Source organism: Bacteroides mucinivorans, assembly GCF_034654355.2.
In the GTDB taxonomy this organism is placed as follows: Bacteria; Bacteroidota; Bacteroidia; order Bacteroidales; family Bacteroidaceae; genus Bacteroides; species Bacteroides nordii.
Window position 1 is genome coordinate 2,239,103 of sequence record NZ_CP178179.1, and the last position, 14,138, is coordinate 2,253,240.

Sequence of the window (14,138 nt, forward strand, 5' to 3'; positions counted from 1 at the left end):
AAGAGATGCAGTGTTTGTGTCTCTTATTTTTTTATCTTTGTGGGTAATATATTAAGAAACAGAGCATACTATAATTATGAGAATTACCATATTATCTTTATTGGTTTCATTTTTTATTTTGACTTTTACGGCATGTCGTGATGACAACGAAGTTTCGGGACCAGAGAAGCGATCACGTACAGTATTGGTATATATGGTAGCGCAAAACAACTTGAGCTCTTTTGCCGAAGCAGACTTTAATGAAATGCTTGAAGGAATGAAGTCTGTGGATGATCAGAATAATAACTTGATTATTTATAGGGATGATAATTCAAAACCGCGTTTAATCCGCCTATACAAGGATAAGAATGGTACGGTAAAACAAGAGAGGCTTCAGGATTATGCGGAACAGAATTCTGTAGATACTGAAATAATGAAAAGTATTTTAAATCAGGTCTATTCGGAATATCCGGCTGATAGTTATGGATTGGTGCTATGGTCACATGCTGATGGCTGGGCTCCTTATCCGGGAGTTAAATCCAGGTCATTTGGAGATGATGGCGGGAATTCAATGAATATTGCAGACCTTCGTAAAGTGCTTGAGGGTACCCGGCACCTGAATTTTGTCTTTTTTGATGCTTGCTTTATGCAAGCGGCAGAAGTTGCTTATGAGTTGCGTCAATATACAGATTATATAGTGGGTTCTCCTACTGAAATTCCGGCTCCGGGAGCTCCTTATCAGGTTGTAGTGCCTGCTATGTTTGAAGATGAAGATGCGGCGGCAAAAAAGATTGCTGAAACATATTATACAAACTATGCAAATACGTATAATGCGGAGATACGGGAAGGGGAGTATAGCCCATGGAAAGACCGTAATTATCTTACTAATATTTGGGTTGCAGGGGTTTCGTCTGCAGTGGTAGATTGTAGTAAGCTTGAAGCGCTTGCCGCTGTCACGGGAGAGCTTGTCTCAAAATATGTGGATGCATCGACCACTTCCGATAATGTATATTGCTATGATAAGAGAAAAGGGTATTCATATAATTACAATAACTCTAAGCTCTATTATGATTTTGCTGATTTTATGAAAAAGATCACGGGTGACAATGATGAATATAGAGTTTGGGAACAGGCTTTTAAGGAAGCTGTTCCCTACTATTATACTACTCCAAAAAACTTTTCAGATTGGGTAGGGGCCTTTGATATGACTGGAACGTGTGGTTTGTCTGTCTTTATACCTCGTAGTGCAAGTCCGAAGTTAAATGATTTTTATCGTGATTATCAGTGGTATTACGATGCGGGTTGGGTGAATACTGGCTGGTAAGGTAGTATTGCATCTTGGTTGATTTTTAGACAATGCATAATTATTGTTTTTTGGTTATTATATTTGTTTTAAATCCGCTATACAAGAAGTGTTTTCGTCTTAATATGTGTAGAATCGCTAAAACTCCCGTTGCAATACCGATTTTGTAATGTAATAGTCCTGTTGACGAACTGGCTCCATTGACGAATAGTAGCAATAGTATGCCCGTAATAATAACCAGTGCAAAGGTTATAGACAAAAGCAGTACAACTTTTCTTTTACCTTTACAGCCTATTGTTTTTAATCCTTTATACCAGTTCCAATGGCTTTTGATGTGCGCAATTCCGAATATAGTAAATAACAGGCTGACGATTGTGTGAAACACAGCCCAATTGTGCCATATTTCATGGTTGGTATGGTGTCCGGCGATGTGTAGCTTTATTCCTGTGTATAATGACAAAATAAATAGGGGAATCAATATTAAATCCGTAAAGTAAATAAATCTTTTTTTATTCATTGTTCCTTTTTGGTTGCAAAGTTACAATGCGTTGTTAAATGGAAAAATAGACAATATAAGGTAAAGATTGCACTATTCAAGGTATTTCTTTCTATATGAGGTAGGATTTAGGCCTGTTGCTTTCGTAAATAAACGCGTGAAATAAGCATAATCATCAAAACCTAAATTAATAGCGATCTCTTTTATATTTAGAGAGGTATATATTAGCATTCGTTTTGCTCTCAACATAAGTTCAATTTGAATATATTTGCTTACGCTGATTCCGGTAATACTTTTAATAGCTTCGTTTAAATATACCGGAGATATATGTAACGATTTTGCATAGTGAGATATTCTCTTTTCTGTGTGTAGCTTTCTTGAAAGTAGTTCTTTGAAAGCTAATGTGATATCTATATGTCTTTTATTTTTAGACTGTTGTCGGATAGTTCCTTGTATGGCTTCTGTTATTATCCCTACGGCAGCACGTGATAGATTTTGTATAATATGTTTTGATTTATTGTTTCCCGAATCGTTTATTCTGTGGAGAATGATGGCGAATAATTGTTCCAATTCAAAGCGTTGTTGATCGCTTATTTTGAATGGCGTCAGAGATAGAGCATATTCGGCAAGTATTTGTTTGGTCTCTGAGTCTATGAATACACTGTCAATAAACAAAAGAAATGTTTTTGCGTCGCCTGCATTGGTAACATGATGCACTTGATGGGGCTGGGTACATATTATTTCACTTTCTGATAAATGATAGTTCTTAAAATCTATACTGACACTGCACTTTCCGCTAGCCACCATACCGAATATATAATAATCATCCTGATGAATATAGTTAATAGGCGATTTTGATGAAAAAGGGGAGACCTCTTTCAAATATATTCCGAAATCAGATTGTTGAACGACTTTGTGTATTGGGATAGTTGGCATTTGATCTTTTTTTGCAAAGTTAATAAAAGCAACTGATAACTCTCCAAAACAATGTTAAGTATAACAGTAGATGAATGAGAAAGAATAATCAACTACTTTTTATCTGTGGGAATCTATACTTCAATTTATAGATTTTCTCGCACGCGTATACGCATGCGCTTGTATATTATAATGCGTCTTTGTTTTCCTTTGTTTTCCTTCCTTTCTTTTTTTTATGTTTTACAACACCTTTGCTTATCAGCATATTACGATAAAATTTCATTTTTATTCCAAAATAATTCCTGATATGTTTTGCGTATATTGTAAAAAGGTCTACTTTTGCATCCGCTTAGCAAGAGAGTCTAAGCCTTTTAAGATTGACATATTGAAAGCGCGGATTACCGGATAATGAATAAACAAAAAAAACTTCTGAAAAGATTTGGTTTTAAAGTTTAAAAGTTCTTATCTTTGCAGTCCGATTCGCAAATGAAAAGGCGTTTTTTTTCTTTGTAGGTTTTTTCTCCTTTCGCAAGAGAGCTGTTAGAGAATCCTCGAAAAAAAAAACTAAAAAAAACTTTCCAAAACATTTGGTAGTTATAAAAAAGTCCTTTACCTTTGCACCCGCTTTTGAAACGAAGCGATTTTAAAAACGAAGCGTTCTTTGAAAAATTGATAAACAATACAAGTAGTACAAGTCCAAAGCAATAAAATGTTTTGAGAAATTAGAACCGTCAATACTTATATATAGGTATTTGAAATAAGGTCAATAAATAACGGTATCCTGAACAGAGCAACGACTTTACTATTGCCTTTTGACTGTTTCAATCGTAAATTGTCAATTGTCTGATAGTAAATCAAAATAACTTTTACAATGAAGAGTTTGATCCTGGCTCAGGATGAACGCTAGCTACAGGCTTAACACATGCAAGTCGAGGGGCATCAGGATGTAGCAATACATTGCTGGCGACCGGCGCACGGGTGAGTAACACGTATCCAACCTGCCTTTTACTCGGGGATAGGCTTTCGAAAGAAAGATTAATACCCGATGGCATAATATTTCCGCATGGGATTATTATTAAAGAATTTCGGTAAAAGATGGGGATGCGTTCCATTAGGCAGTTGGCGGGGTAACGGCCCACCAAACCTTCGATGGATAGGGGTTCTGAGAGGAAGGTCCCCCACATTGGAACTGAGACACGGTCCAAACTCCTACGGGAGGCAGCAGTGAGGAATATTGGTCAATGGGCGAGAGCCTGAACCAGCCAAGTAGCGTGAAGGATGACTGCCCTATGGGTTGTAAACTTCTTTTATATGGGAATAAAGTGAGCCACGTGTGGCTTTTTGTATGTACCTTATGAATAAGGATCGGCTAACTCCGTGCCAGCAGCCGCGGTAATACGGAGGATCCGAGCGTTATCCGGATTTATTGGGTTTAAAGGGAGCGTAGGTGGACATGTAAGTCAGTTGTGAAAGTTTGCGGCTCAACCGTAAAATTGCAGTTGATACTGTGTGTCTTGAGTACAGTAGAGGTGGGCGGAATTCGTGGTGTAGCGGTGAAATGCTTAGATATCACGAAGAACTCCGATTGCGAAGGCAGCTCACTGGACTGTTAACTGACACTGAGGCTCGAAAGTGTGGGTATCAAACAGGATTAGATACCCTGGTAGTCCACACAGTAAACGATGAATACTCGCTGTTTGCGATATACAGCAAGCGGCCAAGCGAAAGCATTAAGTATTCCACCTGGGGAGTACGCCGGCAACGGTGAAACTCAAAGGAATTGACGGGGGCCCGCACAAGCGGAGGAACATGTGGTTTAATTCGATGATACGCGAGGAACCTTACCCGGGCTTAAATTGCATTTGAATAATTTGGAAACAGATTAGCCGCAAGGCAAATGTGAAGGTGCTGCATGGTTGTCGTCAGCTCGTGCCGTGAGGTGTCGGCTTAAGTGCCATAACGAGCGCAACCCTTATCTTTAGTTACTAACAGGTCATGCTGAGGACTCTAGAGAGACTGCCGTCGTAAGATGTGAGGAAGGTGGGGATGACGTCAAATCAGCACGGCCCTTACGTCCGGGGCTACACACGTGTTACAATGGGGGGTACAGAAGGCAGCTACACGGCGACGTGATGCTAATCCCAAAAGCCTCTCTCAGTTCGGATCGAAGTCTGCAACCCGACTTCGTGAAGCTGGATTCGCTAGTAATCGCGCATCAGCCACGGCGCGGTGAATACGTTCCCGGGCCTTGTACACACCGCCCGTCAAGCCATGGGAGCCGGGGGTACCTGAAGTACGTAACCGCAAGGAGCGTCCTAGGGTAAAACTGGTGACTGGGGCTAAGTCGTAACAAGGTAGCCGTACCGGAAGGTGCGGCTGGAACACCTCCTTTCTGGAGTGATGCCGTAATCATGACTTTATGGTTCTAATAGTACTACTGGTACTTGTTTATTTATAGAATATAGATCAACCATCTATAGAAGTATAGATAGAGATAAACAAGAGAAAACAGAAGCCGGGTCTAATAATAGGCTCAGTTTGAACTAGTCCTATAGCTCAGTTGGTTAGAGCGCTACACTGATAATGTAGAGGTCGGCAGTTCAACTCTGCCTGGGACTACTTCTCGAATTGAAAATGGAAAGTTGAAAGTTGAAAATGATAAATCGTCTTGATTTAGTTCTTCTCGCTTCTTTCTTCTCAATTCTTCGAAGGGGGATTAGCTCAGCTGGCTAGAGCATCTGCCTTGCACGCAGAGGGTCAACGGTTCGAATCCGTTATTCTCCACTCCGATCTTGATTAGTGGTTTGTAATTTCAATTGTAAATTGTAAATCGTCCAATCGTAAATGATCACACGATCTTTGACATGTTGTACATAAAAAAAGTAAATTTAGTAAAGAGCTAAAAGTATATATCGAACCGTACGCTGTTGTTTTGACAGTATAAGGCAAGAGAAAGAAAGTAAGAAAGGGCGCATGGCGGATGCCTTGGCTCTCGGAGGCGATGAAGGACGTGATAAGCTGCGATAAGCTACGGGTAGGTGCAAATGACCTTTGATCCGTGGATTTCCGAATGGGACAACCCAATTGGTTGAAGACCGATTATACTGCACTGCAGTAGGCTAACGCAGGGAACTGAAACATCTTAGTACCTGCAGGAAAAGAAAATAAAAAATGATTCCCCTAGTAGTGGCGAGCGAACGGGGAATAGCCCAAACCAATTATGTTACGGCATAATTGGGGTTGTAGGACCACGTTGTGGGACGAAAGTTGGTGAGTGGAATGATCTGGAAAGTTCAGTCATAGACGGTGATAACCCGGTACACGAAGCCATCTGAACCCTAGTGGTATCCTGAGTAGCGCGGAGCACGAGGAATTCTGCGTGAATCTGCCGGGACCATCCGGTAAGGCTAAATACTCCCGAGAGACCGATAGCGAACCAGTACTGTGAAGGAAAGGTGAAAAGCACTTCGAATAGAAGAGTGAAATAGTCCCTGAAACCGTGCGCCTACAAGCGGTCGGAGCAGCTTTAGCTGTGACGGCGTGCCTTTTGCATAATGAACCTACGAGTTACTTTTTCCGGCAAGGTTAAGCGTCTCAAGACGTGCAGCCGAAGCGAAAGCGAGTCTGAACAGGGCGCCATAGTCGGAAGGAGTAGACGCGAAACCAAGTGATCTACCCTTGGGCAGGTTGAAGGTTAGGTAACACTAACTGGAGGACCGAACCGATAAGCGTTGAAAAGCTTCCGGATGACCTGAGGGTGGGGGTGAAAGGCTAATCAAACTTGGAGATAGCTCGTACTCCCCGAAATGCATTTAGGTGCAGCCTTGTGAGTTACTAATGTGAGGTAGAGCGACTGATAAGATGCGAGGGCTTCACCGCCTATCAAGTCTTGATAAACTCCGAATGCGCATTAGTTCTATCACAGGAGTGAGGGCATGGGTGCTAAGGTCCATGTCCGAGAGGAGAAGAATCCAGACCATCAGCTAAGGTCCCCAAATAAACACTAAGTTGAACTAACGAAGTCAGATTGCTAAGACAGCTAGGATGTTGGCTTGGAAGCAGCCATTCATTTAAAGAGTGCGTAACAGCTCACTAGTCGAGGAGTTTGGCGTGGATAATAATCGGGCATTAAGTGTTTTACCGAAGCTATGGGATCAGTAATGATCGGTAGGGGAGCATTCCACTCTGCGTTGAAGGTGTACCGTCAGGTATGCTGGAGCGTGTGGAAAAGCAAATGTAGGTATAAGTAACGATAAAGGGGGTGAGAAACCCCCTCGCCGAAAGACTAAGGTTTCCTGATCAACGCTAATCGGATCAGGGTTAGTCGGGTCCTAAGGCTCAGCCGAACGGTGATGCCGATGGCAGAACAGGTTAATATTCCTGTACTACCTTTAAGAGTGACGTGGAGACGGAGGCGTGACAGCGCCGCGAACTGACGGAATAGTTCGTTGAAGGGTGTAGATGTTGATTGTGGCAGGCAAATCCACCGCAAGAGTCGAACCTGATAGTATGGAGCGTTCTTCTGAACAATCCAATAGTGCGTGTAAACATACTCCCAAGAAAATCCGCTAAACTTAATCTTAAAGGTACCCGTACCGTAAACGGACACACGTAGTCGGGTTGAATATACTAAGGCGCTTGAGTGAATCACGGTTAAGGAACTAGGCAAATTGACCCTGTAACTTCGGGATAAAGGGTCCCCGTCAGTGATGGCGGGGCGCAGAGAATAGGTCCAGGCAACTGTTTAACAAAAACACAGGGCTGTGCAAAATTGAAAGATCACGTATACAGCCTGACACCTGCCCGGTGCTGGAAGGTTAAGAGGAGATGTCATCGCAAGAGAAGCATTGAATTGAAGCCCCAGTAAACGGCGGCCGTAACTATAACGGTCCTAAGGTAGCGAAATTCCTTGTCGGGTAAGTTCCGACCTGCACGAATGGTGTAATGATCTGGACACTGTCTCAACCGTGAGCTCAGTGAAATTGTAGTATCGGTGAAGATGCCGATTACCCGCGATGGGACGAAAAGACCCCGTGAACCTTTACTATAGCTTAACATTGAATTTGGGTAATTGATGTGTAGGATAGGCCGGAGACTTTGAAGCAGGCACGCCAGTGTTTGTGGAGTCGCTGTTGAAATACGGCCCTTTGATTATTTGAGTTCTAACTCGCTAATGCGAGGACACTGTTTGGTGGGTAGTTTGACTGGGGTGGTCGCCTCCAAAAGTGTAACGGAGGCTTCTAAAGGTGCCCTCACGCCGATTGGTAACCGGCGGCAGAGTGTAATGGCATAAGGGCGCTTGACTGGGAGACTTACAAGTCGATCAGGTAGGAAACTAGAGCATAGTGATCCGGTGTTTCCGTATGGAAGGGACATCGCTCAAAGGATAAAAGGTACTCCGGGGATAACAGGCTGATCCCTCCCAAGAGCTCATATCGACGGAGGGGTTTGGCACCTCGATGTCGGCTCGTCACATCCTGGGGCTGGAGAAGGTCCCAAGGGTTGGGCTGTTCGCCCATTAAAGTGGCACGCGAGCTGGGTTCAGAACGTCGTGAGACAGTTCGGTCTCTATCTATCGTGGGCGTATGAAATTTGCGTGGCTCTGACACTAGTACGAGAGGACCGTGTTGGACTGACCGCTGGTTTACCAGTTGTGCCGCCAGGTGCATTGCTGGGTATCTAAGTCGGGATTGGATAAGTGCTGAAAGCATCTAAGTACGAAGCCAGCCACAAGATTAGATTTCTTAGGGTCGTCAAAGACGATGACGTTGATAGGAGGCAGGTGTAAAGGTAGTAATATCATAGCCGAGCCTTACTAATTGCCCGTTGACTTTTTTTTCTTGCCTGTCTGTATGGTTTATATATACGTTTAGTTCGTATCTGACTGAATTACTTTTTGTACACATGTCTACCTTCTTTAGGTGACTATAGCATCAGGGTTCCACCTCTTCCCATTCCGAACAGAGAAGTTAAGCCTGATCACGCCGATGGTACTGCGTAACAGTGGGAGAGTAGGTAGTCGCCGTTTTTTGAATCCCCCTTTCGTCAAGATGATTGATGGAAGGGGGATTTTTCGTTGTTGGTATTCACCACAGAGTTTCACAGAGGAACACAGAGTTTCACAGAGGAATAAGTCGTATTCTTATTTATTCTGTTTATGCAGGATAATTAAAACTCTGTGTTCCTCTGTGAAACTCTGTGGTGAAAAAAATACTTTGTATAAGTGATTTTATTTACTTATATTTGCAACCGACAATAATCAATAACTGTTTAAAGCAAATTTAAAGTATGAGAACTAAATTATTTTTGGCTGCTGTTGCAGTAGCATTTTCTTTCGCTGTAACTTCTTGTGGTAATAAACCTGCAAGTACTGAAGTTTCTGCTGAATCAGTAGAAGTTGAAACTGTAGAAGCTGCAGCTCCTTGCTGTAAGTCTGATTCTGCTACTTGCGATTCTACTAAAGCATGTTGCAAAGAAGAAGCAGGATGTGAGAAAAAAGCTTGTGACAAGAAATAATAAGCGAGATTATCTGATACAAATGGGAGTAAAGCATGAATTGCTTTGCTCCCATTTGCGTTTTATAACTATCCGAATGATTATTATTTCTTGTATATGTGGGTTTACTTGGTATAAGAATAGATTCTAAATGGTATTTTATTGTAATATTTCCTCCTTTTGGGCTATTCTTTTCTATTTTATGAACAGTTTTCTTCTTCTTTTCCCTTTTTTAATTAGATTGAAATTCGTACTTTTGGCAAGAATCTAATCGAAATACATAGATACTATAATATAAACTTCTAAATAGTCCGTGAACATGGAAAACAAAATTCAAGAGTTGACCGATAAGATTTATCGTGAAGGCGTAGAAAAAGGTAATGAAGAAGCCCAGCGTCTTATCGCAAATGCTCAGGAAGAAGCCAAGAAGATTATTGAAGATGCTCATAAGGAAGCAGAGTCAATTATTACCTCCTCTCGTAAGTCTGCTGATGAACTGGCAGAAAATACCAAATCAGAATTAAAGCTGTTCGCCGGTCAGGCTGTGAATGCACTAAAATCGGAGATCGCTACTATTGTGACAGATAAGATTGTGACTGCTCCTGTAAAGGAATTTGCGCAGAATCAAGATTTTCTGAATGCATTTATTGTAGCTTTGGCTTCTCAATGGAGTGTAGACGAACCTATTGTTATTTCGACAGCCGATGCAGAATCGCTGAAGAAATACTTTGCTGCCAATGCCAAAGCTCTTTTAGACAAGGGTGTCAGAATAGAGCAGGTAAATGGTATTAAAACATTATTTTCTGTTTCTCCGGCAGACGGTTCGTATAAAGTGAACTTTGGAGAAGAAGAATTCATGAATTATTTCAAAGAATTTCTGCGTCCTCAGTTAGTAGAAATGCTATTCTAATAGAGAACGATTATGAGTAAATACTATTACTTGGTAGCCGGTTTGCCTGAACTCACTCTTGAGGATAGTAAACTGAGTTATACAGTAGCCGATTTTAAAACTGAAATTTATCCCGGAATCTCTTCTTCAGACCAGAAGCTGATAGATTTGTTCTATCTGAAATTTGATAATGCAAATGTCTTGAAATTGCTTGAAGACAAGGAGGCTGTTATCGATTTAAGAGGAAATTTCTCTGCGGAAGAACTTATCGAATACATCGGTGTGATAAAAGAAGGTGGTGAGGTTCATCCGAATGACTTCCCTTCCTACATCTCTGTTTTTATTTCTGATTATTTTAATACCCCAGCAGAAAGTGCTGTGTTGCATGAAGATCATTTGGCAGCACTGTACTACGAGTATGCCATGAAATGTGGAAATAAGTTTATCGCATCTTGGTTTGAATTCAATCTGACTATAAATAATATTCTGGTAGCATTTACGGCTCGTAAATATAAATGGGACATAGCACAGAATATTGTAGGCGATACAGAGGTTTGTGAAGCATTGCGTACGTCCGGTGCTCGCGACTTCGGGTTGTCTGGTGAGGTAGATTGCCTGGAACAGTTAGTAAAAATCAGTGAAATAACCGAACTGGTAGAGCGTGAAAAGAAGCTTGATTCATTGCGTTGGGATTGGATGGAAGAAGCTACGTTTTTCAATTATTTTACGATTGAACGCATTTTCGCTTTCTTATTGCAATTGGAAATGATTGAGCGATGGATATCATTGGACAAAGATAAAGGAAATCAGCTATTCCGAAGCATTATTGATACGCTGAAGGATGAGGTACAGATTCCCGCAGAATTTAGGTAAATAAATAACTAAAATTATATGGCAACAAAAGGAACTGTTAGTGGCGTTATTGCCAACATGGTGACCCTCGTCGTTGACGGACCGGTAGCACAGAATGAGATTTGTTATATCTCAACTGGTGGCGACAAGCTGATGGCGGAGGTGATTAAGGTGGTAGGTTCACATGTATACGTCCAAGTGTTTGAGAGCACTCGCGGACTGAAAGTGGGAGCTGAAGCCGAATTTACAGGACACATGCTTGAAGTGACTCTGGGTCCGGGCATGTTATCAAAAAACTACGATGGTTTGCAAAATGACCTCGACAAGATGGAGGGTGTTTTCCTCAAAAGAGGTGAATATACATATCCGTTGGATAAAGAAAGAGTCTGGCATTTTGTGCCATTGGTAAAAGTCGGCGATAAAGTAGAAGCTTCGGCATGGCTGGGACAAGTGGATGAAAACTTTCAGCCGCTGAAAATTATGGCACCTTTTACATTGAAGGGTACTTGTACGGTTGAGTCTATTGCTGACGAAGGTGATTATAAGATAGAAGATAGGATGGCTGTATTGAAGGATGAAGAAGGTAATCTTATCGACGTAAATATGATTCAGAGATGGCCGGTGAAACGTGCTATGAAGAATTATAAAGAAAAGCCACGTCCATTCAAACTGCTGGAGACCGGCGTGCGCGTGATTGATACAGTAAATCCGATTGTTGAAGGCGGCACGGGATTTATTCCCGGTCCGTTTGGTACCGGTAAAACCGTACTTCAGCATGCCATCTCAAAACAGGCCGAAGCAGATATCGTTATTATCGCTGCTTGTGGTGAGCGTGCGAATGAGGTAGTGGAAATCTTTACCGAGTTCCCAGAATTGGTTGATCCACATACAGGACGTAAATTGATGGAGCGTACCATTATTATTGCGAACACTTCGAACATGCCGGTAGCTGCCCGTGAGGCATCTGTATATACGGCAATGACAATCGCAGAATATTATCGTGCAATGGGCTTGAAGATTTTGTTGATGGCCGACTCTACTTCCCGTTGGGCACAGGCATTGCGTGAGATGTCCAACCGTATGGAAGAGTTGCCTGGACCGGATGCTTTCCCAATGGACTTGTCTTCTATCATTTCTAACTTTTACGGTCGTGCAGGATATGTGAAACTGAACAATGATAAAACCGGTTCTATTACCTTTATCGGTACAGTGTCTCCGGCAGGTGGTAACCTGAAGGAACCTGTGACAGAGAATACAAAGAAAGTAGCTCGTTGTTTTTACGCTCTCGAACAGGATCGTGCAGATAAGAAACGTTATCCGGCTGTGAACCCGATTGACTCTTATTCCAAATATATTGAATATCCGGAATTTGAAGCATACATCTCCGAACATATCAATGATGAATGGATTGGTAAAGTAAATGAAATTAAAACTCGTTTGCAACGTGGAAAGGAAATTGCTGAGCAGATTAACATCCTGGGTGATGATGGTGTACCTGTAGAGTATCATGTTATCTTCTGGAAATCAGAATTGATTGACTTCGTTATTCTTCAGCAGGATGCATTTGATGAAATTGATGCTGTAACCCCTATGGAGCGTCAGGAAGCTATTCTGGATATGGTTATTGATATCTGTCATACTGAGTTTGAATTTGATAACTTCAATGAAGTAATGGATTACTTTAAGAAGATGATCAATATCTGTAAACAGATGAACTACTCGAAGTTTAAATCAGAAGATTATGAAGGTTTCCGGAAGCAACTGAAAGAGTTGATTGATGAAAAGAAACTTCAATCGTAATTGCTAAATAGTAAATAGTAAATCGCTAAATTGTAAATATATAAATGGCAACAAAAGCATTTCAAAAAATATATACCAAGATTACTCAGATCACCAAAGCAACCTGTTCGCTGAAGGCGACAGGAGTAGGGTATGATGAGTTGGCTACCGTAAATGGCAAACTGGCCCAGGTAGTAAAGATTGCCGGTGATGAAGTGACGTTGCAGGTATTTGAAGGAACCGAAGGTATCCCGACGAATGCTGAAGTCGTTTTTCTGGGTAAATCGCCTACACTGAAAGTGAGCGAACAGCTTGCCGGTCGTTTTTTCAATGCCTTTGGCGATCCGATTGACGGAGGACCAGAGATTGAAGGGCAGGAAGTAGAAATCGGTGGTCCGTCTGTGAATCCGGTTCGCCGTAAACAGCCGTCGGAGCTCATTGCGACAGGTATTGCAGGTATCGACCTGAACAATACACTGGTATCCGGACAAAAGATTCCGTTCTTTGCAGACCCGGATCAACCATTCAATCAGGTAATGGCAAATGTGGCATTGCGCGCAGAAACCGATAAGATTATTCTTGGTGGTATGGGTATGACGAATGATGACTACCTGTATTTTAAGAATGTCTTCTCTAATGCAGGTGCGCTCGATCGTATTGTCAGTTTTGTAAATACAACAGAGAATCCTCCGGTAGAACGTTTGCTGGTTCCGGATATGGCATTGACAGCTGCTGAGTATTTCGCCGTGCAAAATAATGAAAAGGTGCTGGTACTACTTACTGATATGACCTCTTATGCGGATGCATTGGCAATCGTGTCAAACCGTATGGATCAGATCCCTTCGAAAGACTCTATGCCTGGTTCTATCTATTCAGATTTGGCAAAGATTTATGAAAAGGCCGTTCAATTCCCTGATGGTGGTTCTATCACTATTATTGCCGTAACTACGTTATCTGGTGGCGATATTACACATGCCGTACCTGATAATACGGGTTATATCACTGAGGGACAGTTGTTCCTGCGCCGTGATAGCGATATTGGTAAAGTTATTGTTGACCCGTTCCGCTCTCTATCTCGTTTGAAACAGTTGGTAACGGGTAAAAAGACTCGTAAAGACCATCCGCAGGTGATGAATGCTGCCGTACGTCTGTATGCCGATGCTGCTAACGCCAAGACAAAGCTGGAAAATGGTTTCGACCTTACTAACTATGACGAACGTACTTTATCTTTTGCCAAAGATTACTCCAATCAGTTACTTGCCATTGATGTTAATCTGGATACAACTGAGATGTTGGATGTAGCTTGGGGATTATTTGGTAAGTATTTCCGTCCGGAAGAGGTGAATATTAAGAAGGAACTGGTGGATCAGTATTGGCCTAAGTAATAAAATTTACGATTAGACGATTTACAATTTACGATTAGAATATGT

General features: G+C 41.8%; 8 protein-coding genes, 2 tRNA genes and 3 rRNA genes. 11 read left to right on the forward strand and 2 right to left on the reverse strand.

The window, feature by feature from the left end:
• Nucleotides 1-76: 76 nt before the first annotated feature.
• Nucleotides 77-1,303: a clostripain-related cysteine peptidase gene (locus VCM39_RS08130; protein WP_221651323.1), complete on the forward strand. Its 1,227-nt coding sequence runs from the start codon at nt 77-79 to the stop codon at nt 1,301-1,303.
• Between the two features lie 40 nt (nt 1,304-1,343).
• Here the strand turns inward: VCM39_RS08130 and VCM39_RS08135 are convergent, their stop codons facing one another.
• Both VCM39_RS08135 and VCM39_RS08140 read right to left on the reverse strand, forming a co-directional pair.
• Entirely contained in the window at nt 1,344-1,799 is a 456-nt protein-coding gene (locus VCM39_RS08135) for a DUF4405 domain-containing protein (RefSeq protein ID WP_221651324.1), read from the reverse strand.
• Nucleotides 1,800-1,871: 72 nt separating this feature from the next.
• A complete protein-coding gene (locus VCM39_RS08140; RefSeq protein WP_322933399.1) occupies nt 1,872-2,714 on the reverse strand; it encodes a helix-turn-helix transcriptional regulator in 843 nt (280 codons plus the stop codon).
• Nucleotides 2,715-3,561: 847 nt separating this feature from the next.
• Between VCM39_RS08140 and VCM39_RS08145 the strand changes: the two genes are divergently transcribed.
• The 10 genes from VCM39_RS08145 (at nt 3,562) to VCM39_RS08190 (ending at nt 14,093) form a co-directional block, all read left to right on the forward strand.
• Nucleotides 3,562-5,085: ribosomal RNA gene (locus tag VCM39_RS08145) — 16S ribosomal RNA — on the forward strand.
• Nucleotides 5,086-5,238: 153 nt separating this feature from the next.
• Nucleotides 5,239-5,312 (forward strand) — tRNA-Ile (locus VCM39_RS08150).
• A 91-nt stretch (nt 5,313-5,403) separates the two neighbouring features.
• Nucleotides 5,404-5,477, forward strand: a tRNA-Ala gene (locus VCM39_RS08155).
• A gap of 169 nt (nt 5,478-5,646) precedes the next feature.
• Nucleotides 5,647-8,532 (forward strand): 23S ribosomal RNA (locus tag VCM39_RS08160).
• A 78-nt stretch (nt 8,533-8,610) separates the two neighbouring features.
• Nucleotides 8,611-8,721, forward strand: a 5S ribosomal RNA gene (rrf, locus tag VCM39_RS08165).
• Together the 16S, 23S and 5S rRNA genes with 2 tRNA genes alongside form the textbook arrangement of a ribosomal RNA operon.
• Nucleotides 8,722-8,981: 260 nt before the next feature.
• Complete coding sequence (locus VCM39_RS08170; protein ID WP_221649883.1) at nt 8,982-9,209, forward strand: hypothetical protein; 228 nt, start codon at nt 8,982-8,984, stop codon at nt 9,207-9,209.
• A 298-nt stretch (nt 9,210-9,507) separates the two neighbouring features.
• Nucleotides 9,508-10,098, forward strand: a complete 591-nt coding sequence (locus VCM39_RS08175) for a hypothetical protein (protein WP_221649884.1) — start codon at nt 9,508-9,510, stop codon at nt 10,096-10,098.
• Nucleotides 10,099-10,110: 12 nt separating this feature from the next.
• Entirely contained in the window at nt 10,111-10,950 is an 840-nt protein-coding gene (locus VCM39_RS08180) for a DUF2764 domain-containing protein (protein WP_322933099.1), read from the forward strand.
• 18 nt (nt 10,951-10,968) lie between these two features.
• Nucleotides 10,969-12,729 carry a V-type ATP synthase subunit A gene (locus tag VCM39_RS08185; RefSeq protein ID WP_322933098.1) on the forward strand — a complete coding sequence of 587 codons (1,761 nt, stop codon included), beginning with the start codon at nt 10,969-10,971 and terminating at the stop codon, nt 12,727-12,729.
• A 44-nt stretch (nt 12,730-12,773) separates the two neighbouring features.
• The gene (locus tag VCM39_RS08190) at nt 12,774-14,093 is read left to right on the forward strand and encodes a V-type ATP synthase subunit B (protein WP_002562682.1); all 1,320 of its coding nucleotides are present in this window, start codon (nt 12,774-12,776) and stop codon (nt 14,091-14,093) included.
• Nucleotides 14,094-14,138: the final 45 nt, after the last annotated feature.

Coding starts and splice junctions, on each gene's coding strand:
- VCM39_RS08180 (WP_322933099.1), top strand. CDS start 10,111: ATGAGTAAATACTATTACTTGGTAGCCGGTTTGCCTGAACTCACTCTT.
- VCM39_RS08130 (WP_221651323.1), top strand. CDS start 77: ATGAGAATTACCATATTATCTTTATTGGTTTCATTTTTTATTTTGACT.
- VCM39_RS08190 (WP_002562682.1), top strand. CDS start 12,774: ATGGCAACAAAAGCATTTCAAAAAATATATACCAAGATTACTCAGATC.
- VCM39_RS08170 (WP_221649883.1), top strand. CDS start 8,982: ATGAGAACTAAATTATTTTTGGCTGCTGTTGCAGTAGCATTTTCTTTC.
- VCM39_RS08140 (WP_322933399.1), bottom strand. CDS start 2,714: ATGCCAACTATCCCAATACACAAAGTCGTTCAACAATCTGATTTCGGA.
- VCM39_RS08185 (WP_322933098.1), top strand. CDS start 10,969: ATGGCAACAAAAGGAACTGTTAGTGGCGTTATTGCCAACATGGTGACC.
- VCM39_RS08175 (WP_221649884.1), top strand. CDS start 9,508: ATGGAAAACAAAATTCAAGAGTTGACCGATAAGATTTATCGTGAAGGC.
- VCM39_RS08135 (WP_221651324.1), bottom strand. CDS start 1,799: ATGAATAAAAAAAGATTTATTTACTTTACGGATTTAATATTGATTCCC.